Origin of the sequence: Parageobacillus sp. G301 (genome assembly GCF_030268025.1) — a bacterium.
GTDB classification, from domain to species: Bacteria; Bacillota; Bacilli; order Bacillales; family Anoxybacillaceae; genus Parageobacillus_B; species Parageobacillus_B toebii.
Genome location: NZ_BSDB01000005.1, coordinates 1 through 25,461 on the forward strand (window position 1 = coordinate 1; position 25,461 = coordinate 25,461).

42 protein-coding genes are annotated in these 25,461 nt (G+C 41.8%); 1 reads left to right on the forward strand and 41 read right to left on the reverse strand.

All coding sequences use genetic code 11. From position 1 onward, the window contains the following. The coding region (locus tag QSJ37_RS17480) for an IS200/IS605 family accessory protein TnpB-related protein (protein ID WP_285756478.1) at nt 1–1,298 on the reverse strand (1,298 nt) is incomplete at its 3' end. Between the two features lie 335 nt (nt 1,299–1,633). Between QSJ37_RS17480 and gerD the strand changes: the two genes are divergently transcribed. Next, entirely contained in the window at nt 1,634–2,263 is a 630-nt protein-coding gene (gerD, locus tag QSJ37_RS17485; RefSeq protein WP_285756479.1) for a spore germination lipoprotein GerD, read from the forward strand. A gap of 39 nt (nt 2,264–2,302) precedes the next feature. Here the strand turns inward: gerD and QSJ37_RS17490 are convergent, their stop codons facing one another. The 40 genes from QSJ37_RS17490 to tuf form a co-directional block, all read right to left on the reverse strand. Further along, the gene (locus QSJ37_RS17490; protein ID WP_012748913.1) at nt 2,303–3,319 is read right to left on the reverse strand and encodes an Mrp/NBP35 family ATP-binding protein; all 1,017 of its coding nucleotides are present in this window, start codon (nt 3,317–3,319) and stop codon (nt 2,303–2,305) included. 98 nt (nt 3,320–3,417) lie between these two features. Next, nucleotides 3,418–4,125, reverse strand: coding sequence for an N-acetylmuramoyl-L-alanine amidase CwlD (cwlD, locus tag QSJ37_RS17495; RefSeq protein WP_062756047.1), 708 nt, complete (start codon nt 4,123–4,125; stop codon nt 3,418–3,420). A gap of 64 nt (nt 4,126–4,189) precedes the next feature. After that, nucleotides 4,190–4,630: a YbaK family protein gene (locus QSJ37_RS17500; protein WP_285756480.1), complete on the reverse strand. Its 441-nt coding sequence runs from the start codon at nt 4,628–4,630 to the stop codon at nt 4,190–4,192. A gap of 124 nt (nt 4,631–4,754) precedes the next feature. After that, nucleotides 4,755–5,147: a 30S ribosomal protein S9 gene (gene rpsI / locus QSJ37_RS17505; RefSeq protein ID WP_062756051.1), complete on the reverse strand. Its 393-nt coding sequence runs from the start codon at nt 5,145–5,147 to the stop codon at nt 4,755–4,757. Nucleotides 5,148–5,169: 22 nt separating this feature from the next. Then, entirely contained in the window at nt 5,170–5,607 is a 438-nt protein-coding gene (rplM, locus tag QSJ37_RS17510; protein WP_012748909.1) for a 50S ribosomal protein L13, read from the reverse strand. Nucleotides 5,608–5,752: 145 nt separating this feature from the next. Next, nucleotides 5,753–6,499, reverse strand: coding sequence for a tRNA pseudouridine(38-40) synthase TruA (gene truA / locus QSJ37_RS17515; protein WP_285756482.1), 747 nt, complete (start codon nt 6,497–6,499; stop codon nt 5,753–5,755). A 13-nt stretch (nt 6,500–6,512) separates the two neighbouring features. Then, nucleotides 6,513–7,310, reverse strand: coding sequence for an energy-coupling factor transporter transmembrane component T family protein (locus tag QSJ37_RS17520; RefSeq protein ID WP_285756483.1), 798 nt, complete (start codon nt 7,308–7,310; stop codon nt 6,513–6,515). Further along, complete coding sequence (locus QSJ37_RS17525) at nt 7,300–8,175, reverse strand: energy-coupling factor ABC transporter ATP-binding protein (RefSeq protein WP_285756485.1); 876 nt, start codon at nt 8,173–8,175, stop codon at nt 7,300–7,302. Before QSJ37_RS17525 ends, QSJ37_RS17520 begins: the two co-directional genes overlap by 11 nt. Then, nucleotides 8,151–8,990 carry an energy-coupling factor ABC transporter ATP-binding protein gene (locus QSJ37_RS17530; protein ID WP_285756517.1) on the reverse strand — a complete coding sequence of 280 codons (840 nt, stop codon included), beginning with the start codon at nt 8,988–8,990 and terminating at the stop codon, nt 8,151–8,153. The genes QSJ37_RS17525 and QSJ37_RS17530 overlap by 25 nt, the downstream gene beginning before the upstream one ends. Before the next feature lie 121 nt (nt 8,991–9,111). After that, nucleotides 9,112–9,474 (reverse strand): 50S ribosomal protein L17, encoded by a 363-nt coding sequence (gene rplQ, locus QSJ37_RS17535; RefSeq protein WP_012748904.1) that lies wholly within the window; start codon nt 9,472–9,474, stop codon nt 9,112–9,114. A gap of 137 nt (nt 9,475–9,611) precedes the next feature. After that, entirely contained in the window at nt 9,612–10,556 is a 945-nt protein-coding gene (locus QSJ37_RS17540; RefSeq protein WP_012748903.1) for a DNA-directed RNA polymerase subunit alpha, read from the reverse strand. Nucleotides 10,557–10,730: 174 nt separating this feature from the next. After that, the gene (gene rpsK, locus QSJ37_RS17545) at nt 10,731–11,120 is read right to left on the reverse strand and encodes a 30S ribosomal protein S11 (RefSeq protein WP_003247621.1); all 390 of its coding nucleotides are present in this window, start codon (nt 11,118–11,120) and stop codon (nt 10,731–10,733) included. Between the two features lie 25 nt (nt 11,121–11,145). After that, nucleotides 11,146–11,511: a 30S ribosomal protein S13 gene (gene rpsM, locus QSJ37_RS17550; protein ID WP_012748902.1), complete on the reverse strand. Its 366-nt coding sequence runs from the start codon at nt 11,509–11,511 to the stop codon at nt 11,146–11,148. Nucleotides 11,512–11,531: 20 nt separating this feature from the next. After that, nucleotides 11,532–11,645, reverse strand: coding sequence for a 50S ribosomal protein L36 (rpmJ, locus tag QSJ37_RS17555; RefSeq protein ID WP_003247619.1), 114 nt, complete (start codon nt 11,643–11,645; stop codon nt 11,532–11,534). A gap of 32 nt (nt 11,646–11,677) precedes the next feature. Next, nucleotides 11,678–11,896, reverse strand: coding sequence for a translation initiation factor IF-1 (gene infA / locus QSJ37_RS17560; RefSeq protein WP_003247618.1), 219 nt, complete (start codon nt 11,894–11,896; stop codon nt 11,678–11,680). Between the two features lie 104 nt (nt 11,897–12,000). After that, nucleotides 12,001–12,747 carry a type I methionyl aminopeptidase gene (map, locus tag QSJ37_RS17565; RefSeq protein WP_062677100.1) on the reverse strand — a complete coding sequence of 249 codons (747 nt, stop codon included), beginning with the start codon at nt 12,745–12,747 and terminating at the stop codon, nt 12,001–12,003. Then, nucleotides 12,747–13,397: an adenylate kinase gene (locus QSJ37_RS17570; RefSeq protein ID WP_285756487.1), complete on the reverse strand. Its 651-nt coding sequence runs from the start codon at nt 13,395–13,397 to the stop codon at nt 12,747–12,749. The genes map and QSJ37_RS17570 overlap by 1 nt, the downstream gene beginning before the upstream one ends. A 47-nt stretch (nt 13,398–13,444) precedes the next feature. Further along, nucleotides 13,445–14,737: a preprotein translocase subunit SecY gene (secY, locus tag QSJ37_RS17575; protein WP_143416237.1), complete on the reverse strand. Its 1,293-nt coding sequence runs from the start codon at nt 14,735–14,737 to the stop codon at nt 13,445–13,447. Further along, nucleotides 14,737–15,177, reverse strand: a complete 441-nt coding sequence (gene rplO, locus QSJ37_RS17580) for a 50S ribosomal protein L15 (RefSeq protein ID WP_012748898.1) — start codon at nt 15,175–15,177, stop codon at nt 14,737–14,739. The genes secY and rplO overlap by 1 nt, the downstream gene beginning before the upstream one ends. Nucleotides 15,178–15,200: 23 nt before the next feature. Then, entirely contained in the window at nt 15,201–15,389 is a 189-nt protein-coding gene (gene rpmD, locus QSJ37_RS17585) for a 50S ribosomal protein L30 (RefSeq protein WP_063166981.1), read from the reverse strand. Between the two features lie 13 nt (nt 15,390–15,402). Beyond that, a complete protein-coding gene (gene rpsE, locus QSJ37_RS17590) occupies nt 15,403–15,903 on the reverse strand; it encodes a 30S ribosomal protein S5 (RefSeq protein WP_012748896.1) in 501 nt (166 codons plus the stop codon). A 19-nt stretch (nt 15,904–15,922) separates the two neighbouring features. After that, complete coding sequence (gene rplR / locus QSJ37_RS17595) at nt 15,923–16,285, reverse strand: 50S ribosomal protein L18 (RefSeq protein WP_012748895.1); 363 nt, start codon at nt 16,283–16,285, stop codon at nt 15,923–15,925. Between the two features lie 32 nt (nt 16,286–16,317). Continuing rightward, nucleotides 16,318–16,854, reverse strand: coding sequence for a 50S ribosomal protein L6 (rplF, locus tag QSJ37_RS17600; RefSeq protein ID WP_285756489.1), 537 nt, complete (start codon nt 16,852–16,854; stop codon nt 16,318–16,320). 31 nt (nt 16,855–16,885) lie between these two features. Then, nucleotides 16,886–17,284, reverse strand: coding sequence for a 30S ribosomal protein S8 (gene rpsH, locus QSJ37_RS17605; RefSeq protein ID WP_012748893.1), 399 nt, complete (start codon nt 17,282–17,284; stop codon nt 16,886–16,888). Nucleotides 17,285–17,317: 33 nt separating this feature from the next. Then, the gene (locus tag QSJ37_RS17610; RefSeq protein ID WP_003247599.1) at nt 17,318–17,503 is read right to left on the reverse strand and encodes a type Z 30S ribosomal protein S14; all 186 of its coding nucleotides are present in this window, start codon (nt 17,501–17,503) and stop codon (nt 17,318–17,320) included. A 34-nt stretch (nt 17,504–17,537) separates the two neighbouring features. Further along, nucleotides 17,538–18,077, reverse strand: coding sequence for a 50S ribosomal protein L5 (gene rplE / locus QSJ37_RS17615; protein WP_285756490.1), 540 nt, complete (start codon nt 18,075–18,077; stop codon nt 17,538–17,540). 27 nt (nt 18,078–18,104) lie between these two features. After that, on the reverse strand, nt 18,105–18,416 hold the full coding sequence (gene rplX / locus QSJ37_RS17620; protein WP_012748891.1) for a 50S ribosomal protein L24: 312 nt from the start codon (nt 18,414–18,416) through the stop codon (nt 18,105–18,107). A gap of 37 nt (nt 18,417–18,453) precedes the next feature. Continuing rightward, nucleotides 18,454–18,822 carry a 50S ribosomal protein L14 gene (gene rplN / locus QSJ37_RS17625; RefSeq protein WP_003247583.1) on the reverse strand — a complete coding sequence of 123 codons (369 nt, stop codon included), beginning with the start codon at nt 18,820–18,822 and terminating at the stop codon, nt 18,454–18,456. A 51-nt stretch (nt 18,823–18,873) separates the two neighbouring features. Then, complete coding sequence (gene rpsQ / locus QSJ37_RS17630; RefSeq protein ID WP_003247581.1) at nt 18,874–19,137, reverse strand: 30S ribosomal protein S17; 264 nt, start codon at nt 19,135–19,137, stop codon at nt 18,874–18,876. Between the two features lie 23 nt (nt 19,138–19,160). Then, nucleotides 19,161–19,367, reverse strand: coding sequence for a 50S ribosomal protein L29 (gene rpmC, locus QSJ37_RS17635; RefSeq protein ID WP_062677094.1), 207 nt, complete (start codon nt 19,365–19,367; stop codon nt 19,161–19,163). Further along, the gene (gene rplP, locus QSJ37_RS17640; RefSeq protein WP_062677093.1) at nt 19,357–19,791 is read right to left on the reverse strand and encodes a 50S ribosomal protein L16; all 435 of its coding nucleotides are present in this window, start codon (nt 19,789–19,791) and stop codon (nt 19,357–19,359) included. The genes rpmC and rplP overlap by 11 nt, the downstream gene beginning before the upstream one ends. 2 nt (nt 19,792–19,793) lie before the next feature. Beyond that, complete coding sequence (gene rpsC, locus QSJ37_RS17645) at nt 19,794–20,450, reverse strand: 30S ribosomal protein S3 (RefSeq protein ID WP_012748889.1); 657 nt, start codon at nt 20,448–20,450, stop codon at nt 19,794–19,796. Between the two features lie 3 nt (nt 20,451–20,453). After that, nucleotides 20,454–20,795 carry a 50S ribosomal protein L22 gene (gene rplV / locus QSJ37_RS17650; protein ID WP_012748888.1) on the reverse strand — a complete coding sequence of 114 codons (342 nt, stop codon included), beginning with the start codon at nt 20,793–20,795 and terminating at the stop codon, nt 20,454–20,456. 18 nt (nt 20,796–20,813) lie between these two features. Continuing rightward, entirely contained in the window at nt 20,814–21,092 is a 279-nt protein-coding gene (gene rpsS / locus QSJ37_RS17655) for a 30S ribosomal protein S19 (protein ID WP_003247570.1), read from the reverse strand. 57 nt (nt 21,093–21,149) lie between these two features. After that, nucleotides 21,150–21,980 carry a 50S ribosomal protein L2 gene (gene rplB / locus QSJ37_RS17660; protein WP_017434014.1) on the reverse strand — a complete coding sequence of 277 codons (831 nt, stop codon included), beginning with the start codon at nt 21,978–21,980 and terminating at the stop codon, nt 21,150–21,152. Between the two features lie 26 nt (nt 21,981–22,006). Further along, nucleotides 22,007–22,294 carry a 50S ribosomal protein L23 gene (gene rplW / locus QSJ37_RS17665; protein ID WP_285756491.1) on the reverse strand — a complete coding sequence of 96 codons (288 nt, stop codon included), beginning with the start codon at nt 22,292–22,294 and terminating at the stop codon, nt 22,007–22,009. Continuing rightward, nucleotides 22,294–22,917 (reverse strand): 50S ribosomal protein L4, encoded by a 624-nt coding sequence (rplD, locus tag QSJ37_RS17670; protein WP_012748885.1) that lies wholly within the window; start codon nt 22,915–22,917, stop codon nt 22,294–22,296. Before rplD ends, rplW begins: the two co-directional genes overlap by 1 nt. Before the next feature lie 29 nt (nt 22,918–22,946). Then, nucleotides 22,947–23,582 carry a 50S ribosomal protein L3 gene (gene rplC / locus QSJ37_RS17675; protein ID WP_012748884.1) on the reverse strand — a complete coding sequence of 212 codons (636 nt, stop codon included), beginning with the start codon at nt 23,580–23,582 and terminating at the stop codon, nt 22,947–22,949. Nucleotides 23,583–23,602: 20 nt separating this feature from the next. Continuing rightward, nucleotides 23,603–23,911: a 30S ribosomal protein S10 gene (gene rpsJ / locus QSJ37_RS17680; protein ID WP_003247558.1), complete on the reverse strand. Its 309-nt coding sequence runs from the start codon at nt 23,909–23,911 to the stop codon at nt 23,603–23,605. Nucleotides 23,912–24,207: 296 nt separating this feature from the next. Then, nucleotides 24,208–25,395 (reverse strand): elongation factor Tu, encoded by a 1,188-nt coding sequence (tuf, locus tag QSJ37_RS17685; protein WP_285756493.1) that lies wholly within the window; start codon nt 25,393–25,395, stop codon nt 24,208–24,210. Nucleotides 25,396–25,461 lie beyond the last annotated feature (66 nt).

Here is a 25,461-nt window from a genome sequence, read left to right on the forward strand (position 1 = left end):
ATCACCAAAGCGGCACTTTCATGAACGGATAACCCATACTTTTTCATATACTTGAAACGTCCGATGACGCTGGTATACGCCGGATTCACTTTTTTGATGCGAAAGCCAAGCCTTAAGCCTCGACGAATAATGGTGTCAGTCAGTTTTTTCTTTTTGAAATGGTGTGCCAAGCGATTGAATCGTTTGTCCGTATCGTGCTGCTGTCTCAGTCGAATGTTTTCAATGACCACTGCCCCAACATTCTCTTGAAGCAGCCAGTCATACACATCGCGCACGGTTTCACCAATGAGGTTATTTCTCTTATTCGCTCTTACGTATTCCAGTTCATGACAGTAAAACACTTTTGATTTAATGAAGTTTCCTTGTTTCGAAAAGATGCTTACGGCGATTCGATCAATATTGATATCAATCCCAGCGATTCGTTCCGCTTGAATCGGTTCATCGTAGGCAAGTTCTCTGCCATATACCTTTTCTTCATAGATGAGATGAATGTAATATTCCCCGTTCTTACGTTTGATTTCGACGGTGTACGGTTGATATTGAATGATCGGCTTTTCTTTTGCATTCACTCCGACTTGTTCTCCCATGACGAGATCGATGATTTCCTCTTCATATTTTTCAGGAACCAACACAGGCAGCCTCAAGCGGGGAGCGTGTTTCCCTTTTGGTTGCCCAAGCGGATTCGCAATTTCTACATAACATTTATAAGTGTGATCGTCATACACGAGGCGAATGTTTAAATTTCCTTTTTTGCTTTTATCGCCTCTGGCGTACAACTGATTCGAGCGCAAATCTTTCCATTCTTCGTTCGTGATTTTTCCTTTCAAGCGCTTGTAAAAGTTTTGTTTTCCGCCAAAAATCACACGTGGAATCGTCCCTTGGTCGAGATGGTGCTTTAGCTCATCTTCTTTCGATTTCCATTTTTCTAATCGTCGGTGTAATCCGTCTAAACACGTTTGAAGATCGACTTTTTTCGGTGTTTTTCTTCCATGTTGGTAGTCATCGATTTTCTTTTCGGTTTTTTCGATTTTCGCCTGCACATCCTCTAAGCGCATTGGAAGCAACTCACGTTGAGAAGAAATCAACGATTGTGCAAGCAAGACCGCATCTTCGGCATACCGTTTGTTGAGCTGAAATTGGCGCAGAAGGTGCTGGATGAGGTCTTTGGCGTTCCTTCCCTCCAGCAAACGGTTGAACGCGTATCGCTTCGCGGAACCAAAGACGCGCATCAACTCATCTAATGAGCGAAGGTGTGTTTCATCATTGGAAACAATTTTCATCACCCGAACCGTTTTCATCCCCTTGCCTTCCCCCTTGTTTGGATCCTTAAGAACATATATTCACTAAATCTTCTTCCTTTCCTTTTTACATGAGGAAGGGGAGATGATTTTTTATCATCAGACAGGAGACGATAGAAAAGATGGAGAACATCTGCCTCTTTACGTCCAATAGCAGGAGATATTTACATGATTTTATAGATGTTTAACAAACTGCTTATACCTCCATTATTCTCAACATGATTCGATTCGCTTTAAATTTTATCAACGACTTAGGAATAAAGCAAATGCATATTTTTTTGACAGAAATTCATATTAAGGGTAAGGGATTTTTGCAGAAAGGAGCTTATTTACACATGAAAAAAAGCGCATTGCTCCTATTATTTAGTTATTTCCTTATCCTTAGCTCTTGTGCTCCCCAAGAAATTAGCCCACCTCCCCCGGATTACGATCAAACAAAAAAAATGGTCGTTGATATTTTAAAAACAGATGAGGGGAAAAAGGCTATTCAGGAAATTATGACGGATGAAAAAGTGAAACAACAATTAGTAATGGAGCAAACCGTTGTCAAAGAAACACTCGAACAAATGTTAACGTCGGAAAAAGGAACGAAATTTTGGGAAAAAGCACTGCAAGATCCAAAGTTTGCAGAAAGCTTTGCAAAAAGTTTAAAAACAGGGCAAGAAAAAACGATCAAAGCGTTAATGAAAGACCCTGAATATCAGGGGATGATGATAGATATTTTAAAAAATCCAGAAATGGAAAAAGCGATGATGGACGTTCTAAAAAGTAAAGAATTTCGCAAGCACCTTCAACAAGTCATAACAGAAACGCTGAATAGTCCATTATTCCAGGCAAAAATTCAAGACATATTAATAAAATCCGCTGAAAACATTCAGCAGGAAACAAAAAAACAAAATGAAAATCAAGAGGGAGGAGAAGGAGAAGAAAGCGGCGGCGATCAGCAAGGGCAAGGAGGAAGTTAAAAAGGAGCTATCTCCGAGCGAGATATGCTCCTTTTTTCTTTAACACTTTTCAATAATTTTTCGCGCAATGTCCATATATATTTTCCCAATAGGATGATCTTCCGCATAAACAGATGGAGCAAAATCCTCATCGTTCCAATCTGGTTGTTGGAGTGGCAGCTGCCCTAAGAGTTCCGTTTGCAACTCTTTCGCGAGCTTTTCGCCGCCGCCTTTGCCGAATACATATTCTCTTTCGCCTGTTTTGCGGCTTTCAAAATAGGACATATTTTCAATCACACCGATGATTTCGTGTTCCGTGCGAAGCGCCATTGCACCTGCGCGCGCCGCGACAAACGCCGCTGTCGGATGCGGGGTAGTAACAATGATTTCTTTACACGAAGGCAACATGGTATGTACATCTAACGCAACGTCCCCCGTTCCCGGAGGCAAATCTAATAATAAATAATCTAAGTCTCCCCATTCGACTTCTTTGAAAAAGTTGTTTAACATTTTTCCTAACATTGGACCGCGCCAAATAACAGGAGCGTTATCTTCGACGAAAAAGGCCATGGAAATAACTTTTACGCCAAATCGTTCAACCGGAATAATTTTATCGCCGCGCACGGTTGGTCGTTCGACAATGCCCATCATATCCGGAACACTAAACCCATAAATATCGGCATCAATCAGCCCTACTTTTTTTCCAAGACGAGCGAGAGAAACAGCGAGGTTCACGGAAACGGTCGATTTTCCAACGCCGCCTTTTCCGCTAGCAATCGCAATGTATGTCGTTTTCGATGTTTCCCCTTGATATTTTGCTACTACTTCTTCAGGGAGCTGCGCAAACCGCAAACCGACCGAAGCAGCGCCAGCATCTTTTAGTAGCTGAACAATCGTTGTTTGGATGCGAAGCTGCTCGGCTGTCCCTGTTTTTGCTAATGCGATTTTGACGCTGACGTGCTTTTTATCTTCCTTGATTTTAATTTCTTGAATCGCATTTGTTTCTTTAAACGTCTTGTTTAAAAATGGGTCTTTTATATTTTCTAACAATCCTCTTACATCATTTTCTGTGAGCATCGGCCATCACCAATCCTTATGTATGTATTCCCTTTCATACCTTTACTATAACATATATAACTATTGCGTATCTATCATGTAAAAAAAAGGAATCCTCCCTATTCAGGAGGATTTTTTTCATTCGAAAAATATCGCAGTACCCCTTTATATATCGATGCCGCTAGCTTCGTTTGATAACGATCAGAAGCTAAAAGTTCCCGTTCCTCTGGATTAGATAAAAACCCCACTTCGACAAGCGCACCTGGTTTTTTCGCATATTTCAACAAATAAACGGTATCGATTATTTTGGCAGTACGATTTGTATTTTCAAGATTGCGCCGCAATTCCGCTTGGATAAACTTAGCGATCCGTTCATTTTCGATCAGCGAGCCGTAATAAAACGTTTGCGCCCCACGCCAACGCGGAGAGGGAATGGCATTAAGATGGATACTAATAAATAAATCTGCCTCCGATTTATTAATCAACGCAACACGTTTTCGTAAATCTTCCGCCTTTCGACGGCTATAGCCACGTGTGTCTTTATCGGCAAGGTCGCTGTCCGTTTCCCTTGTCATCAACACGAGCGCACCTTGCTGCTGCAAGTAGTCTCGCAATTTCTCCGCCACTTTCAGCGTCACTTCTTCTTCTACCACATCACCGCCGACAGCTCCTCCGTCCGGCCCGCCATGACCAGGATCTAAAATGATAATCCTTCCAGAGAGAGGGAGGTTCCACGATTTAGTTGAAGTCGTATTCGCAAAGATATATTGGAAAAGAACAATAACAATAATGGAACTAATGAGAGCACCCAACCATTTTACTTTCATTGTTTCTCCTCCTGCGTTTCCCCTTCTCTATCTTATATGGGACAAGAGGCAAAAATAGAACTTTTTAGTGAAGTTTCAGACGTCGACGTTTTTTTCCTCTTTCAAATCCTTCCGTCCACCAATAAACAACGTAATGTTCACAGGCATAATAAAGCGACTCATTGGCTAAACCATCATCAATGTTTCCCCAAAAGCAAAGAAAATCAAATAATGTATCAATGAAATATTTTTCTTCTTGCGCGCACCGTCGTCTTACACTTTCTGCTGGTTCTCCATAGTAACCGAATCGACTGTAGTTCGCACCAAGTAAATACGCTTCAATAGCGATATCGATACATCCTTCTTCAATGACGGATGGGAATGCGCGGTACATTGGATAAAAAGGACTAAAATGCTTGATCGCCTTTGTTTTCAGCTTTTCGAAAGACAACTCACGCAACATTTTTCGTTCATATAACATTTGTTTTTCCTGTTTCTTTTCTTTAAATGAAGTGATCACATTCATGTTCTTTCACACCCCTTTAGGATGTAGTTTTTAACGATTCATCCTAAACATGCGTGAATAAAAAAAGAGGGATAAAAGAAAAAAATCCCAGCCGATATCGGCTGGGATTTTTGGAAAAATACCATTAACGTTTTGAGAATTGTGGAGCGCGACGAGCACCTTTAAGACCGTATTTTTTGCGTTCTTTCACACGAGCATCGCGTGTTAATAAACCTGCGCGTTTTAATACTGGACGGTAATCTGGATCTACTTGCAATAACGCACGAGCGATTCCATGGCGAATCGCGCCTGCTTGGCCAGAGAATCCGCCGCCTTTTACGTTTACTAACACATCGTAATTTCCTAACGTTTCTGTTAATACTAACGGTTGTTTCACAACCTCGATCAACGCTTCCGATGGAATATAGTCACGAATGTCACGATCGTTAATCACAATGCGTCCGTCGCCTGGAACGAGGCGCACACGTGCGACAGAGGTTTTACGACGACCTGTGCCATAATATTGTACTTGTGCCAAAATAATGCCCTCCTTCTATTGATTATCCGCGAAGTTCATAAACTTCTGGTTTTTGTGCTTGATGTGGGTGTTCGCTTCCACGATATACGTGCAATTTTTTAAACATTTGACGACCTAAGCGACCTTTTGGAAGCATTCCGCGTATAGCTCTTTCAAGCATTTGCTCTGGATAATTTGTACGCATTTCTAACGCCGTTCTTACTTTTAATCCACCTGGATGCAAGCTATGACGATAGTATAGTTTCTTTGTTAATTTCTTTCCAGTTAGTTCAATTTTCTCAGCGTTGATAATGATGACATGATCACCACAATCCACATGTGGTGTGAATGTTGGTTTATGTTTGCCACGCAAAATGGCTGCTACTTCACTTGCAAGGCGTCCTAACGTTTTACCAGCAGCGTCGACAACGTACCATTTACGTTCTACTTCATTCGGCTTCGCCATATAAGTTGTACGCATACTTTTCCCTCCTAAATAAAAAATCAACGAACATCATCTATTTATCTCAACACGATTACTTTCCGGGGCTAATCGTGGAAAAATACATACCATATGATATAATATCTCTTTAGCATATCAATGTCAAGAAAATGTTACACCAGGACTAGTTGTCATAATATACTTTCCATAAATATAATCCTTGCGGTGGAGCCGTTTTGCCAGCAAACTGGCGATCTTTTGCCTCAAAAGCGTGTGAGATACTATCTATACTCCGTTTTCCTTGCCCAACTTCCAAAATCGTTCCAACGATAATCCGCACCATATTATATAAAAACCCGTTGCCAATAAAGCAAAATTCCAATAAATCATCATGCATCGCCATATCTGCTTTATAAATCGTGCGTACACGATCATCAACATCCGTCTTTGCTGAACAAAAGCTAGTAAAGTCATGCGTGCCCTCTATAAGTCGTAATGCATGTCTCATCGCTTTCATATCAAGTGGATAAGGGTAATGATAGCAATAATTACGTAAAAATACGTCACGTTCTTGGGCAATTCGTACTTTATATCGATATTCTTTTGCTTTGGCACTAAAACGCGCATGAAAAGAAGGATCTGCTTCTTGTACATCTTTAATCACTATATCATCCGGTAACTGGGCATTTAATGCTTTTTTCCATTGATCTGGAGAAAGCGATAAGAACGTATCGAAATGAATTACTTGCCCGTATGCATGAACACCCGCATCTGTCCTTCCTGAAGCAGTAACACGAATCGATTTCCCTTTATGCATTTGTTCGAGCACTCGTTCTAACTCGCCTTGCACCGTTCGTTTGCCAGGCTGAATTTGGTAACCGAAAAAATGTGTACCGTCATAGGAAAGCGTGCATTTGATCCGTTTACTCATTTTTCTCACCCTGTTATGAGCGTAGTACAAACAAAACAACTGCTAATAATAACACTGCCGCTAAAAAAGCTGTATCTGTCCATTTCCATACAAGCAGGCGAAATTTCGTCCTTCCCTCGCCGCCACGGTAACCGCGTGCTTCCATCGCGGTCGCCAATTCTTCGGCGCGTTTAAACGAACTGATAAACAATGGAACAAGCAAGGAGACGATTGCCTTGATTCTTTCAGAAAATGGCCCCCCTGCAAAGTCGACACCGCGTGCGGTTTGTGCTTTTATAATTTTCTCCGTCTCTTCCATTAACGTCGGGATAAAGCGAAGCGAAATAGACATCATTAGCGCCAGTTCATGGACAGGGACGCGCATTTTCTTTAACGGCGCCAGTAGGCTTTCCACTCCGTCAGTCACTTCGATTGGGGTGGTTGTTAAGGTTAATAAAGTAGTAATGATAATGAGCAGCAGAAAACGCAGCGAAATAAAAATTCCTTGCTTGACGCCGCCTTCGTAAATCGAAAAGGAACCAATTTGGTACAGCACATCTCCTTCTTTTGTCATAAAGACATGTAGCAAAAAAGTAAAGACGATAACCCATATAATCGGTTTTAAACCTTTAATCACAAACGATAACGGAATGCGCGATAATGCTAAAAGACTAAACGTAAATATCGTTAAAACAGCATAAGTAGCACTATTATTCGCTAGAAAAACAATAAATACATATATAAAGATGATTAGCAGTTTCGCGCGCGGATCCATGCGGTGAATCACGGAATCGCCTGGTACATATTTGCCGATAATCATGCTATTCATCATGGGCGTTCACCTTGGAAAATAATTTTTGAATGGCGTCTACGGTCTGCTCGATCGTCAAACACGGAGACGGCACGGTGATCCCTAACTTTTTCTCCAATTCTTTTTTTAGCCGCACTGTCTCCGGTACATTGAGCCCAATTTCCGCCAAAGAATCGCTATCTTGAAAAATTTGTTGTGGTGTCCCCGTTTTCCACACTGTTCCTTTATGCATGACAATCATATAATCTGCGTATGCGGCAGCATCTTCCATACTATGAGTAACTAATACGGTCGTCAGCTGTTTTTCACGATGAAGGCGGTAAAACATTTCCATAATTTCTTTGCGGCCGCGTGGATCTAAGCCAGCAGTTGGTTCGTCTAACACAATCACATCAGGTTCCATCGCAAGCACTCCGGCAATCGCAACACGGCGCATTTGCCCGCCGCTTAAATCGAATGGTGATTTGGTTAGTACGTCTTCTGAAAGCCCGACTAACTTAATAAGCTCCCTTGCTTTCTTTTTTGCTTCCTCCTCAGGAACGCCGAAATTCATTGGTCCGAAACATATATCTTTCTCCACCGTTTCCTCAAACAGTTGATGTTCCGGAAATTGAAAGACAATACCAACTTTTTTTCGGAGCGGTTTTAAGTCCGTTTGTCGTTTTTTATTCGTAATCGTTTGATTTCCTATCGTCACTGTTCCGCTTGTCGGCTGAAGCAAACCGTTTAGATGCTGAAGCAGCGTTGATTTTCCTGAACCAGTATGGCCGATAACCGCCACATAAGAACCGCTTTCAATCATGATGTCTACATCGTACAACGCTCGGCGGGCAAACGGTGAGTTGGCATTATATACATGTTCTACCTTTTGGAATATAATGTCCATAATTCTTCTACCAACTCCTCTATCGTAAAGTAGCTTGAAGATAGCGGGATTCCGCACTCCTTCAGCCGATCTCTTACTTTTACCGCAAACGGCAAATCTAAACCAATTCGCTCTAGTTTTGTCCCAAGCGCAAAAATTTGTTTCGGCGTTCCTTCTGTCATGATTTCTCCCCTATTCATAACAATAACGCGATCGGCCTTAGCCACTTCCTCTAAATCATGGGTAATGGACAATACAGTGATACGTTGCTTTCTGTTTAAATCACGGACCGTGTCTAATACTTCCTGCCTTCCTTTCGGATCTAGCATCGATGTTGCCTCATCTAAAATGATGAGATCTGGCCGCAATGCAAGGATGCCTGCAATCGCAACACGTTGTTTTTGACCGCCAGAAAGGTGATGCGGTTCATGATGCAAAAACTCTTCCATACGAACTAGCTGTATAGCTTCATGCACTCTTTTGACCATTTCATCGCGAGGAATTCCGTTATTTTCAAGAGCAAAAGCGACATCATCTTCTACCGTTGTTCCAACAAACTGATTATCGGGATTTTGAAATACCATGCCAACACGGCGACGAATCTCCCAAACCGTCTGTTCATCGAGTACAGTGTGAAATAGTTTAATCACACCGCTTTCCGGTTTTAACAATCCGATAAGCAATTTAGCGATCGTTGATTTTCCTGAACCGTTATGCCCAACAATCGCTAGCCATTCCCCGCGTTTCACTTGAAAGGTAACGTTTTGTACCGCGTAATCCGATTGATTCGGATATCGAAAGTATAGTTTTTCTACTGATACAATGGTTTCTTCCATCATTTCTTCCCCTTGTCTCTGACATTCTCATCTCTACTCTACTAAAAAAGTGCAAATAAAAAAAGGGCATAGATCCAGTTCAAAACAAACTGTCTCGCCCTTGTTAGCCAACCGAATCGTTTTATACTAACTCGATAATCACCATTGGTGCCCCATCACCACGACGAGGACCAAGTTTCATAATACGAGTGTAACCACCTTGGCGATCTTGGTAACGCGGTGCAATGTCGCTAAATAGCTTTTGAAGTGCATCTTGACCTGTTTCGCTATTTGCTACTTCTTTACGGATAAATGCAGCAGCTTGACGGCGTGCATGCAAATCACCGCGTTTACCAAGCGTAATCATTTTTTCAACAACAGAACGCAATTCTTTTGCGCGCGCCTCTGTTGTTTCGATACGCTCATTAATGATTAAATCTGTTGCTAAATCACGAAGCAATGCTTTGCGTTGAGCGCTTGTACGTCCTAATTTTCTGTATGACATGAAGTGTCCCCTCCTTTTTAGCATTTTCACTACAAATCTCATTTCAGAAATGATACTTTATACGATCACGTCTATTTTTAGAAACGTAAGCGTTCATGTATCTAGTAACATGAAAATACTAGTTAAACAAACGTTAACTAGTCATCTTTACGCAAACTGAGACCGAGTTCAGCAAGCTTTGCTTTTACTTCTTCGAGAGATTTGCGACCGAGATTGCGCACTTTCATCATATCTTCTTCCGTTTTTTGCGTAAGCTCTTGAACGGTGTTAATACCAGCACGTTTTAAACAGTTGTAGGAACGAACAGAAAGATCAAGTTCTTCAATTGTCATTTCGAGCACTTTTTCTTTTTGATCTTCCTCTTTTTCTACCATGATTTCGGCATTTTGTGCTTCGTCTGTTAGGCTAACGAAAATATTTAAGTGCTCGGTCAAAATTTTTGCGCCGAGAGCAATCGCTTCTTTTGGTCCAATGCTCCCATCTGTCCACACATCTATCGTTAACTTATCATAGTCTGTCACTTGACCGACACGCGTATTTTCTACTTGATAAGAAACGCGTGAAACCGGTGTATAAATCGAATCGATAGGGATAACGCCTATTGGCTGATCCTCGCGTTTATTGGCCTCAGCTGGAACATACCCACGCCCTCGTTTTGCTGTCATTCTCATGCGTAAGCGCCCGCCTTCTGCTAACGTAGCAATATGAAGGTCCGGGTTTAAAATTTCTACATCACTGTCGTGAGTAATATCAGCAGCTGTGACAACTCCTTCGCCCTGTGCATCAATTTCCAACGTTTTTTCTTCGTCAGAATAAATTTTCAACGCTAATTTTTTTATATTTAAAATAATTGCTGTCACATCTTCTACGACGCCATCAATCGTTGAGAACTCATGCAGCACACCATCTATTTGAACCGATGTCACAGCAGCACCAGGGAGTGAAGACAATAGGATACGACGTAAGGAGTTACCCAAAGTTGTACCATATCCACGCTCAAGCGGTTCGACAACGAATTTGCCATATTTGGCATCTTCGCTGATTTCAACCGTTTCGATTCTCGGTTTTTCAATTTCGATCATTAGTTATTATACCCTCCTTCAAAACGTCGAAACCCCGACCAAACGATAAACGCCTAATCGAAATTCCCCCATGAATAAGTTCCCAAATGTGCGAATGGCTGAGCAAAACTTCCCTGTAATTTAATACTTATCATATCCCATTATTGACAAGGATACAAATTCTATACAGGGGTATTACACACGGCGACGTTTTGGCGGACGGCATCCATTGTGTGGTATAGGAGTTACGTCTTTAATTGCTGTAATTTCTAATCCAGCTGCTTGTAATGCGCGAATCGCTGCCTCACGACCAGCACCAGGGCCTTTTACATTTACTTCTACTGTTTTCATTCCATGTTCCATGGAGGCTTTTGCAGCTGCTTCTGCTGCCATTTGTGCCGCAAACGGCGTCGATTTACGAGAGCCTTTAAAACCTAATGCTCCAGCACTTGACCAAGCAATCGTGTTACCGTGAACGTCAGTAATTGTTACGATCGTATTGTTAAATGTTGAACGGATATGCGCAATACCAGTCTCAATATTTTTTCTTACACGGCGTTTGCGTGTATTTGTTTTACGTGCCATTCGTGGAATTACCTCCTTTGCTTAATTATTTTTTCTTGTTCGCTACTGTACGGCGTGGACCTTTACGTGTACGAGCATTGTTTTTCGTATTTTGACCGCGAACTGGCAAGCCGCGACGATGACGAATACCGCGATAGCATCCGATTTCGATTAAACGTTTGATATTTAGCGATACTTCGCGACGAAGATCTCCTTCTACTTTCAAACGACCAACGATTTCACGAATTCTTCCTAGTTCTTCTTCTGTCAAATCACGAACGCGTGTATCTTCGGAAACGCCAGCCTCCGCTAAGATTTTTTTAGCAGTAGATTTACCGATTCCGTAGATATATGTTAACGAAATGACTACACGTTTGTCACGAGGAATATCTACACCTGCAATACGTGCCATACTATACACCTCCTTAAAGATTACCCTTGTCTTTGTTTATGTTTTGGATTTTCGCAAATTACCATAACTTTGCCACGTCTACGAATGACTTTGCATTTTTCGCAAATAGGTTTTACAGATGGTCTTACTTTCATGTCTTTTAACCTCCTTATTGATGCGGAGTCCTTTATTTATAGCGGTACGTGATTCGACCGCGAGTCAAATCATACGGAGATAATTCTACCGTAACCTTATCTCCTGGTAAAATTCGAATGAAGTGCATGCGAATTTTACCAGAAACGTGTGCCAATACCGTATGACCGTTTTCTAATTCCACACGGAACATGGCATTGGGCAATGTTTCGACAACGGTGCCTTCCACTTCAATTACATCGTCTTTAGCCATCGAACGGCTCTCCCTCCTTCGAATGAGTAACATAGTGTTAGGAAAAAACCGAACGCATACTATATCTATGAATTGCTACACGACCAGTCTCCATCATGATTATATTAGAGAGTTGTTAAAATTTCATAGCCATTTTCTGTAATGGCAATCGTATGCTCAAAATGAGCACACATCTTTCCATCTACTGTAACGACCGTCCAGTTATCGGCAAGCGTTTTAACATAGCGGCTTCCCGCATTTACCATCGGTTCAATACATAGCGTCATTCCTGGTTTCAAACGTGGTCCTTTATTTGGCGGACCATAATGCGGTATTTGTGGGTCTTCATGTAAGTTTTGACCAATTCCGTGCCCAACATACTCGCGAACGATCGAAAAATGATGGGATTCGACGTACGTTTGTATAGCATGGGAAATATTGGACAAACGGGCACCTGGTTTTGCTTCTTCTAATCCTATATATAAGGATTTTTCCGTTACTTCAAGAAGTTTTTTCGTTTCTTCCGCAATTTCCCCAACAGGATACGTCCATGCAGAGTCGGCATGATAACCATTATATTGGGCCCCGACATCAATGCTAATAATATCGCCTTCTTTTAACACCCGGTCACCAGGAATACCGTGAACGAGTTCTTCATTTACCGAAGCGCAAATGCTGCCAGGGAATCCATTGTATCCTTTAAACGAAGGAATTGCCCCATGTTTCCGTATAACTGATTCAGCAATCGCATCCAACTCTTTTGTCGTAATTCCAGGACGAATATGTTTTTCTAGCTCTTGGCGAGTCAAAGCAACAATTTTTCCTGCCTCACGCATGATTTCAAGTTCACGCGGAGTTTTGCAAATAATCATTATTGTAATCCCCCAAGAAGTTCACGAATGTCCGCAAATACTTTTTCAATGTCCTGTTGTCCGTTAATGTGGCGTAAATACCCTTTCTTTTCATAAAACTCAAGCAATGGCTGCATTTGTTTTACGTTGACTTCGAGACGGTTTGCTACCGTTTCTTCATTGTCATCTGCACGTTGGTACAGTTCACCGCCACATTTGTCACAAACACCAGACTTTGCTGGTGGGTTAAACACGAGGTGGTACGTTGCACCACAGTTTTTACAAATTCTTCTTCCGGTTAACCGCTCCATTAAAATATCCTTGTCGACTTGAATATGGATGACATAGTCGATCGAACGATTTAATTCCGCTAGAATGTTTTCTAATGCTTCCGCTTGAGCAACGGTCCGCGGAAACCCATCTAGCAAAAATCCTTTTTGGCAGTCATCTTTGCTTAAACGCTCGCGAACGATCCCAATCGTCACTTCATCAGGAACTAGATCGCCGCGGTCCATATACTCTTTCGCTTGCAGTCCTAATGGCGTCCCTTCTTTAATGGCAGCACGAAACATGTCGCCAGTCGAAATATGCGGAATCCCATATGTTTCAACGATTTTCTCGGCTTGAGTACCTTTTCCAGCGCCAGGCAATCCCATTAATACTAAATTCATCCTCGCTCCCCCTCAGCTCTATAGAGGTTAGGGCACCCCTGACCTCTTTATTTAATAAAACCACGATAGTGACGTTTTACAAGCTGACTTTCAAGTTGTTTCATTGTCTCAAGCGCGACACCGACAACAATGAGCAAACTTGTTCCACCGATTTGAGCGGAAGGCGGCAATTTAGCAAATTCCACAAAGAAAACAGGAAGAATTGCAATAGCCGCTAAAAATAGCGAACCGACGAAAGTAAGCCGGTAAAGAATTTTCGTCACATATTCCTGCGTATTCTTTCCTGGACGTATTCCTGGGATGTAACCACCTTGTTTTTTCAAATTGTCCGCCATCTGTTCCGGATTAACTTGGACAAATGCATAGAAATACGTAAACGCAATAATTAATAGGACGTAAATAACCATGCCAACTGGTTGTGTATAATCAAATGTTTTCCGAATCCACAATGTTACATCATTCGAACCAAAAAACGATGCAATTGTCGGTGGAGCAACAAGAAACGACACAGCAAAAATAACCGGAATCACTCCCGCCGGATTTACTTTCAGCGGCAAGTGAGTAGAATGCCCGCCAACTGGGCTGCGTCCTTCCAGTCGTTTTGCGTATTGAATCGGAATTTTCCGGAATGCTTGTTGAATGTAAATAACGCCAACGATAACAACAACTACTGCTAACGCAACAAGCAGAAGCGTAACAATTCGTAAGAACAAATCTTCGCCGACGTTTTCAAATTGTTGAGCATAAATTTGGTTTAACACGGCAGGGATACCGGAGACAATCCCGGCAAAAATAATGATCGAAATGCCGTTTCCAACACCTTTAGCAGTAATTTGTTCTCCAAGCCACATTAGAAATGCAGTTCCGGCTGTTAACACCGTTGCAATTAACAGGTATGTTGGTATTCCAGGATTTTTAATGAGCGCTCCTGAAGCTAGGTTATTAAAACCGTATGACATTCCGAGCGCCTGAATAAAACCTAAAACGACCGTAAAATAGCGGGTAAACTGAGCTAATTTACGTCGTCCAACCTCACCTTGCTTCGACCACTCCGTAAATTTAGGAACAACATCCATCTGCAAAAGCTGCACGATGATGGATGCTGTAATATACGGCATGACGCCCATCGCAAAAATGGAAAAGTTTTGTAATGCTCCGCCGCCGAATATGTTCAGAACACCGAAAGCGTTCATTTGGTCTTGCACTTTTAATACATCCGCATTCACATTCGGCACAGGAATAAATGTCCCAATTCGGAACACAACGAGCATGAGAAGAGTAAAAATAATTTTTTTTCTTATATCACCGACGCGCATAAAGTTGGAGATTGTCCGAAACATTAAATCACCTCAGTTTTACCGCCAGCAGCTTCAATCGCTTCTTTCGCAGAAGCAGAGAATTTATGAGCTTTTACCGTTAACTTTTTCTCGATTTGGCCCTTTCCTAAAATTTTCACACCTGATTTCAATTTGCTGATTACGCCAGTTTCAAGCAGCAATTCAGGCGTTACTTCTGTACCGTCTTCAAAGCGATTTAACTTATCAAGGTTGACGATCGCATATTCTTTGCGATTAATGTTGGTAAAACCGCGTTTTGGAAGACGACGGAATAAAGGAGTTTGACCACCTTCAAAACCAAGGCGTACCCCACCGCCAGAGCGTGCATTTTGACCTTTTTGACCTCTACCAGACGTTTTACCTTTACCAGAACCGATACCACGGCCCACGCGGGTGCGTTCTTTGCGGGAACCTGGTGCTGGTTGTAATTCATGAAGTTTCATCGCGAAGCACCTCCTTATGATCATTATTCTTCAATTTCTTTTACTTTGACAAGGTGAGCGACTTTGTTAATCATCCCGCGAATCGCAGGATTATCATTATGAACGACGGTTTGATGCATTTTGCGTAAACCTAACGTTTTTACTGTGATCCGTTGATCTTCCGGACGACCGATGACGCTGCGAGTGAGGGTAATCGCCAATTTTTTTGCCATTGTATTTCCCTCCTTATCCTAACAGTTCCTCAACTGTTTTACCGCGCAATCTCGCTACATCTTCTGCACGTTTTAATTGTTTTAACCCGTCAACAGTAGCGCGCACCATGTTAATTGGCGTGTTCGAACCGATAGATTTGGATAAAATGTCGCTAATACCCGCTAACTCTAATACAGCACGAGCTGGACCACCAGCGATAACCCCTGTACCTTCGGATGCAGGTTTCAAAATGATTTTCCCCGCTCCAAAATGACCGATCACTTCATGAGGAATCGTTGTTCCGACAATCGGTACTTCAATTAAATTTTTCTTCGCATCTTCAATCGCTTTGCGGATCGCATCAGGAACTTCTTGTGCTTTTCCTGTGCCAAAACCGACATGACCGTTTTTATCGCCGACCACCACTAATGCGGAAAAGCGTAAACGACGTCCACCTTTTACTACCTTTGCAACACGGTTCACCGCTACTACGCGCTCTTCAAGTTCAAGTTTATTTGGATCGATACGACGCATCATTGTCCCTCCTTTATAATTAGAATTCTAAGCCAGCTTCACGAGCAGCATCAGCAAGTGCTTTTACACGTCCATGATATAAATATCCGCCGCGGTCGAAAACAACCTTTTTAATTCCTTTTTCTAACGCACGTTTTGCGACTAATTCACCAACTTTTTTTGCTGCTTCGATATTTCCAGTCGATTCCAAGTCAAATTCTTTATCTAATGTAGAAGCGCTGACAATCGTTACTGCTTTCATATCATCAATAATTTGCGCATAAATGTGTTTATTAGAACGGAACACATTTAAGCGTGGACGTTCAGCAGTTCCAAATATTTTTTTGCGAACACGCGCATGTCTTTTTTTACGAACTGCGTTTCGGTCAACTTTTGTGATCATTTATGTCACTCCTTTCATTTCACTAAGCTGCATTATTTACCAGTTTTACCTTCTTTAAGACGTACGACTTCGCCTTCGTAGCGAATACCTTTGCCTTTATATGGTTCAGGTGGACGCACAGCGCGAATATTCGCTGCAAGTTCGCCAACACGTTGTTTGTCTGCACCTTTTACAACGATTTTTGTTTGTGAAGGAACTTCAATTTCTAATCCTTCTTCCGGTTCAATTTCTACTGGATGAGAAAAACCTACGTTCAGTACAAGTTTTTTACCTTGTTTCGCTGCACGATAACCGACACCGACTAATTCAAGCGCTTTTTCGTAACCTTTTGATACACCTTCAACCATGTTTGCAAGCAAACTGCGAGTCGTACCATGAAGAGCACGATGGTGTTTTTCGTCGCTCGGACGAGTAACAGTGATTACATTATCTTCTACTTTAATTGTCATATCTGGATGAAAAGTGCGAGTCAATTCGCCTTTTGGTCCTTTCACTGTAACGGTATTGCCGTTAACCGTTACTGTTACACCAGACGGAATTTCAATTGGCTTTTTACCAACACGTGACATGCATAAACACCTCCATTCTTAGCAAAATGAATTACCATACGTATGCGATTACTTCGCCGCCAGTTCCTTTTTGACGTGCTTCTTTATCTGTTAAAATGCCTTGAGATGTAGAAAGGATCGCAATCCCTAAACCGTTCAATACGCGAGGCACTTCATGGGCTTTAACATAAACGCGCAAACCAGGTTTGCTGATGCGTTTCAAACCAGTAATTACACGTTCATTATTTGGGCCGTATTTTAAGAAAATACGAAGAATGCCTTGCTTATTATCTTCAATGTATTCAACATCACGAATAAATCCTTCGCGTTTTAAAATTTCCGCGATTTCACGTTTCATTTTCGAAGCAGGCACTTCTAGCTTCTCGTGACGTACCATATTCGCATTACGAATGCGAGTAAGCATATCTGCAATTGGATCTGTCATCACCATTATGTTTTACCTCCTTCCCAATTCATGGGTTTATTACCAGCTTGCTTTTTTAATGCCTGGAAGTTGACCTTTGTATGCTAATTCACGGAAACAAATACGGCAAAGTTTAAATTTGCGATAAACCGAATGCGGACGACCGCAGCGTTCGCAACGGGTGTACGCTCTTACTTTAAACTTTGGCGTACGTTTTTGTTTCGCGATCATTGATTTTTTAGCCACGATTTCGCCTCCCTTATTTTACAGATGGGATTCATTATTTTTGGAATGGCATACCGAGTAATGTTAATAGTTCACGAGCCTCTTCGTCCGTTTTCGCTGTAGTAACAATAACGATATCCATACCGCGAACTTTATTTACTTTATCGTAATCAATTTCAGGGAAAATTAATTGTTCTTTAATTCCTAACGTATAGTTACCGCGACCATCAAACGACTTTTTCGATACTCCACGGAAATCACGAACACGTGGAAGAGATACAGAAATAAGTTTGTCTAAGAACTCATACATGCGTTCTCCACGCAATGTCACTTTCGCACCGATTGGCATTCCAGCACGAAGACGGAATCCAGCGATCGATTTTTTCGCACGAGTTACAACCGGTTTTTGACCAGCGATTAATGTTAATTCTTCTACAGCACTATCAAGTGCTTTTGGATTTTGTACCGCATCACCAACACCCATGTTGATGACGATTTTTTCGATTTTTGGAACTTGCATTATAGATTTATAGTTGAACTTGCTCATTAAAGCAGGAGTCACTTCTTTTAAATACTTCTCTTTTAGGCGGTTCATAAGAGTACCTCCTTTCTGACATCACAATTATTTATCTAAAATCTCACCAGATCTTTTTGCGTAACGTACTTTTTTGCCATCTACAATCTTATATCCAATACGTGTTGGAAGTCCCGTTTTTGGATCTAAAGGCATTACTTTAGATACGTGAATTGGTGCCTCTTTTGTGATAATGCCGCCTTGTGGATTTGCTTGAGATGGTTTTGCGTGTTTTTTTACGATATTGACACCTTCAACAATCACACGGTTTTTCTTAGGGAATGCAGCAAGGATCACGCCTTGTTTTCCTTTATCTTTGCCGGAGATTACTTGTACTTTATCACCTTTTTTTACATGCATCGCAGTTCGCACCTCCTTAAAAGGCTTTTCCTGTCCGTTAAATTACTTCTGGAGCTAAAGAAATGATTTTCATAAAGTCTTTGTCACGTAATTCACGTGCAACAGGTCCGAAAATACGTGTGCCACGCGGGCTTTTATCATCACGAATAATGACGCAAGCATTTTCATCAAAGCGGATATAAGAACCGTCAGAGCGACGAACACCACGTTTCGTACGAACAACAACAGCTTTCACTACTTGACCTTTTTTAACAACGCCACCTGGTGTCGCTTCTTTAACTGTCGCAACGACCACATCGCCAATGTTTGCGTAGCGGCGACCAGAACCACCTAATACTTTAATGACAAGCACTTCACGTGCGCCTGAGTTATCAGCCACTTTTAAACGAGATTCTTGTTGAATCATTGACGAAACCTCCTTTCGGAATTATATCACGATCCGAACATAGATAAATGATTAAACGATAACTGCTTTTTCAACGATTTCTACTAAACGGAAACGCTTCGTTGCAGAAAGCGGGCGAGTCTCCATAATTTTTACGATATCGCCGACTTTTGCGATGTTGTTTTCATCATGCGCTTTATATTTTTTCGAATATTTCACGCGTTTGCCATAAAGCGGATGTTTTTTGTATGTTTCAACAAGAACGGTAATGGTTTTATCCATTTTGTCGGATACAACGCGGCCTACGTACACTTTGCGTTGATTGCGTTCACTCATGTCGCAAACCTCCTCTCAAACGGTTATTTTTTTGCGCTCGCAGCAATCTCTCTTTCGCGGATAATCGTTTTCATACGTGCGATATCTTTACGCACTTGACGGATGCGTGCTGTGTTTTCTAATTGCCCTGTTGCCAATTGGAAGCGAAGGTTGAATAATTCTTCTTTTAACGCTTTAATTTTTTGTTCGATTTCGGCAGTGGTAAGTTCACGAATTTCTTTAGCTTTCATTTGCTTCACCACCAATTTCTTCACGTTTTACAAACTTGCATTTAATCGGAAGTTTGTGAGAAGCAAGACGCAATGCTTCACGTGCTACTTCCTCAGAAACACCGGCAACTTCAAACATCACTTTACCTGGTTTTACAACAGCTACCCAACCTTCAGGAGCACCTTTACCGGAACCCATCCGTACTTCCAATGGTTTTGCTGTATATGGTTTAGAAGGGAAAATTTTAATCCAAACTTTACCGCCACGTTTCATATAACGAGTCATCGCACGACGAGCAGCCTCGATTTGTCGGTTTGTGATCCAAGCAGATTCTAACGCTTGTAATCCGTATTCACCGAAATGTACTTCCGTACCGCCTTTTGCGCGCCCTTTCATGCGTCCGCGATGTTCACGACGATATTTTACGCGTTTTGGCATTAACATAATTATTTTCCTCCTTCCTCAGTTTTCTTTTTTGTCGGAAGGACCTCTCCACGATAAATCCATACTTTTACACCAAGTTTTCCGTATGTTGTATCTGCTTCTGCAGTTGCATAATCGATGTCAGCACGAAGCGTGTGGAGTGGAACAGTTCCTTCACTGTAATGTTCAGAACGTGCGATATCCGCACCGCCAAGACGACCGGATACCATTGTTTTAATCCCTTTTGCTCCTGCGCGCATTGCACGTTGAATCGCTTGTTTTTGCGCACGACGGAACGAAACGCGGTTTTCAAGTTGGCGAGCAATGTTTTCCGCAACTAGTTTCGCATCTAAATCTGGCTTTTTGATTTCAACAATGTTAATGTGAACACGTTTGCCAGTTAATTGCGTTAATGCCTTGCGAAGCGCCTCTACTTCTGAACCGCCTTTTCCGATCACCATGCCTGGTTTCGCTGTGTGAATCGTAATGTTAACGCGGTTTGCTGCACGTTCAATTTCAATGCGAGATACTGCAGCGTCTTGTAAACGTTTATTAATGTACTCACGGATTTTTAGATCCTCATGTAAAAGGTCCGCATAATCTTTTTCAGCGTACCATCTAGAGTCCCAGTCACGAATAATGCCGATGCGGAGACCGACCGGATTCACCTTTTGACCCACTGATTATCCCTCCTTCTTTTCTGAAACAACGATGGTGATATGGCTTGTGCGTTTATTAATTGCGCTAGCACGACCCATTGCGCGCGGACGGAAACGTTTCAACGTTGGACCTTCGTCAACGTATGCTTCCGTAATCACTAATTTGTTGACATCCATATCGTAGTTGTGTTCAGCGTTTGCTACTGCAGATTTTAAAACTTTTTCAATAATCGGAGAAGCAGCTTTTGGTGTGTGGCGAAGAATTGCGACTGCCTCACCAACTTCTTTTCCTCGAATTAAGTCAATCACTAAACGTGCTTTACGAGGAGCAATACGGACTGTTCGTGCAACAGCTTTAGCTTGCATGTGTTGAACCTCCTCTCATTAACGTTTTGTTTTCTTATCGTCGCCAGCGTGTCCTCTGAACGTACGTGTTGGTGCGAACTCGCCAAGTTTATGTCCTACCATATCTTCTGTGATATAAACTGGCACGTGTTTGCGTCCATCGTATACGGCGATCGTGTGACCAACAAATTGTGGGAAAATAGTGGAACGACGAGACCATGTTTTAATCACTTGTTTTTGTCCTGTTTCATTTAATTTTTCGATTTTTTTCATTAAATGCTCATCACAGAACGGACCTTTTTTTAAGCTGCGACCCATAAATGAACCTCCCTTCGTGATTGTTCTACGGTTCTTAAGAACCGTAGTTCAACCCCGTTATTTTTTACGACGACGTATAATGAATTTATCCGATTTGTTTTTCTTTTTGCGTGTTTTAAAGCCAAGTGTTGGTTTGCCCCAAGGAGTCATTGGTGATTTGCGTCCGATTGGTGCTTTACCTTCACCACCACCGTGTGGGTGATCAACAGGGTTCATAACCGAACCGCGAACTGTCGGGCGAATACCTAACCAACGAGCGCGACCTGCCTTACCGATGTTCACAAGTTCATGCTGCTCATTGCCTACTTCCCCAACCGTTGCACGGCAAGCACCTAAAATCATGCGGACTTCGCCAGATGCAAGACGAACAATAACGTATTTTCCTTCTTTACCAAGCACTTGCGCAGATGTACCAGCAGCGCGGACCAATTGTCCACCTCTACCTGGTTTTAGTTCGATATTGTGCACAAGCGTACCAACTGGAATATTTTCAAGCGGCAATGCGTTACCCACTTTAATATCTGCATTTGGTCCAGACATGATTTCCATGCCTACTTTTAGGTTTTTCGGCGCAATGATATAACGTTTTTCACCATCTGCATAGTGAATTAACGCAATGTTTGCAGAACGGTTTGGATCATACTCGATTGTAGCAACGCGGCCTGGAATTCCATCTTTATCACGTTTAAAGTCAATAATACGATATTGACGTTTATGACCGCCACCTTGATGACGTACCGTAATTTTTCCTTGGTTGTTGCGGCCAGCTTTTTTCTTTAATGGCGCAAGCAACGATTTTTCCGGCTGATCCGTTGTGATTTCTGAGAAGTCAAGAACTGTCATACCACGACGACCATTTGACGTCGGTTTATATTTTTTAATCGCCATTTTTGTTTCCCTCCTTCGCTTTTAAACTATACTTCGAACAATTCGATATCCTTGCTGTCTGGCGTTAACGTTACAATCGCTTTGCGGCGACGGTTTGTATAACCGCTGTAACGACCAACGCGTTTGAATTTTCCTTTATAGTTCATGATGTTTACTTTTTTTACTTTAACACCAAAAATTTTCTCTACTGCTTCTTTCACTTCTGTTTTATTCGCTTTTACATCTACTTCAAACGTATATTTTTTTTGAGCCGTTAAATTCATCGTGTTTTCCGTGATGATGGGGCGCTTAATAATATCACGAGGATCTTTCATTATGCAAGCACCTCCTCTACTTTCTCCACGGCCGCTTTCGTGATTACAAGTTTATCATGATTTAATACATCAAGAACGTTAATGCCGTTCGCTGTAACCACGGTAACGCCAGGAATATTGCGTGCAGATAATGTGACATTTTCGTTCACATCATCGGTTACAATTAACGCTTTGCGATCAACAGAAAGGTTATTTAAGATTTTCACCATTTCTTTTGTTTTTGGAGCTTCTAATGTTAAGTTATCTAAAACAACAATGTTGTTTTCAAGAACTTTAGAAGATAACGCTGACTTAATTGCTAAGCGACGAACTTTTTTCGGCAACTTATAGCTGTAGCTGCGCGGAACAGGACCAAATACCGTACCACCACCACGCCATTGTGGAGCGCGAATAGAACCTTGACGAGCACGTCCTGTACCTTTTTGACGCCATGGTTTGCGGCCGCCGCCACTTACTTCAGCGCGATTTTTTGTTTTGTGCGTTCCTTGACGCAAAGAAGCACGTTGCATAATAACCGCTTCAAATAACACATGTTTATTTGGCTCAATGCCAAATACGGAATCGTTCAGTTCGATTTCTCCGATTGTTTCTCCGCTCTGGTTATACAATGCTACTTTTGGCATTGGATAGTTCCTCCTTTCCTAGCAAAGTATTATTTTGCTTTTGCTTTCACTGCGCTTTTAACGATGACTAATCCTTTTCTTGGACCAGGCACGTTTCCTTTAATAAGAAGAAGGTTGCGTTCTGGATCCACTTTGACAATTTTTAAGTTTTGGATTGTTACACGTTGGCCACCCATGCGACCTGGCAATTCTTTTGATTTAAATACACGGTTTGGAGCAATCGCACCCATTGAACCAGGACGACGATGATAGCGAGAACCGTGTGCCATTGGCCCACGAGATTGTCCATGACGTTTGATTGCGCCTTGGAATCCTTTCCCTTTTGAAATTCCAGTAACATCAACAATATCGCCTTCAGCGAAAATATCTACTTTGACTTCCTGACCAACTTCATATTCATCAATATTTGCGCCGCGAATTTCACGGATGAAGCGCTTAGGTGCAGTATTCGCTTTCGCAGCATGACCGATTTGCGGTTTATTGGCGCGTTTTTCACTTATATCTTCAAAACCTAATTGAATCGCTTCGTAACCGTCTTTTTCAATTGTTTTCTTTTGCAATACCACGTTTGGAGTCGCTTCGATGACGGTTACAGGAATTAAGTCGCCGTTTTCCGCGAATACTTGCGTCATACCAATTTTTCTCCCTAAGATTCCCTTGGTCATTCGTCACACCTCCTGCTAAATTAAAGTTTAATTTCAATATCAACACCAGACGGTAAGTCAAGACGCATTAATGAATCTACCGTTTGTGGAGTAGGATTTACGATATCGATCAAACGTTTATGTGTACGCATTTCGAATTGTTCACGAGAGTCTTTATACTTGTGAACAGCGCGCAAAATCGTATAAACAGTTCTTTCCGTTGGCAACGGAATTGGACCAGACACTTTTGCCCCGGAACGTTTCGCTGTTTCTACGATTTTCTCAGCAGATTGATCAAGAATTCGGTGATCGTAAGCTTTTAAACGGATACGAATTTTCTCCTTTGCCATTGTTTTCCCTCCTTCTTCGCCTATTTTAAAAATAGACATTCTCCATGGAAATTTCCTGCACACTCGCCATGGCAAAGCAACCGGGTGTGTCAGCAACCTTCCACTTCATCGCAGTCAAAGACCAACATTTGATATTATACAGATTTGTAAACGAGATTGCAAGCAATTTCTTTGTTTTTTCTACACACTTATTATATTATACATAGCTAATGAGCATTTTCAACTCGTCAAAAAATTGCGCAAACAAAATAAAAGCAGGTTTGCAAACGCAAACCTGCTTTTTAGTAGGGCTGATATTATTCAATAATTTCAGATACAGAACCAGCGCCTACTGTACGTCCGCCTTCACGGATAGAGAATTTTGTACCTTCTTCGATCGCGATTGGCGCGATTAATTCTACTGTCATTTCAACGTTGTCGCCAGGCATAACCATTTCAACGCCTTCTGGAAGCGTGATAATACCTGTTACGTCTGTTGTACGGAAGCAGAATTGTGGACGGTAGTTAGAGAAGAATGGAGTATGACGTCCACCTTCTTCTTTCGTTAAAACGTAAACTTGTGCTTTAAATTTTGTATGTGGTGTAATTGTTCCTGGTTTTGCAAGAACTTGACCGCGTTCTACTTCGTCACGAGATACCCCGCGAAGAAGTGCACCGATGTTGTCACCAGCTTCTGCTTGGTCAAGAAGTTTGCGGAACATTTCTACACCAGTAACCGTTGTAGATTTTGGCTCGTCAGAAAGACCAACGATTTCTACAGCGTCACCAACTTTTAACGTACCGCGTTCAACACGGCCAGTTGCAACTGTACCACGACCAGTGATCGAGAATACGTCTTCGATTGGCATCATAAATGGTTTGTCAATTTCACGTTGTGGAGTTGGAATGTATTCATCAACTGCATTCATAAGTTCAATAATTTTTTCTTCCCATTGTGGATCGCCTTCAAGTGCTTTTAACGCAGAACCTTTGATAACAGGTACTTCGTCGCCAGGGAAGTCATATTCAGATAATAGATCGCGAACTTCCATTTCAACTAGTTCTAGCAATTCTTCGTCGTCTACCATATCGCATTTGTTCAAGAATACAACGATGTATGGTACACCTACTTGGCGAGAAAGAAGAATGTGTTCGCGAGTTTGTGGCATTGGACCGTCAGCTGCAGACACAACAAGAATTGCGCCGTCCATTTGCGCTGCGCCTGTGATCATGTTTTTCACGTAGTCAGCGTGACCAGGGCAGTCAACGTGAGCGTAGTGGCGTTTATCAGTTTCATACTCAACGTGTGCAGTAGAGATTGTGATACCGCGTTCACGTTCTTCTGGAGCAGCATCGATTTGGTCGTATGCTTTAGCTTGTGCTTTACCTTGTTTTGCAAGAACTGTTGTAATTGCAGCAGTTAACGTAGTTTTACCATGGTCAACGTGGCCGATAGTACCAATATTGACGTGTGGTTTCGTACGTTCGAATTTCTCTTTAGCCATTATAGTATCCTCCTTAAAATTAGAATAATTAATTTTTAAATTAAAAATTAAATTTATAATTATAGA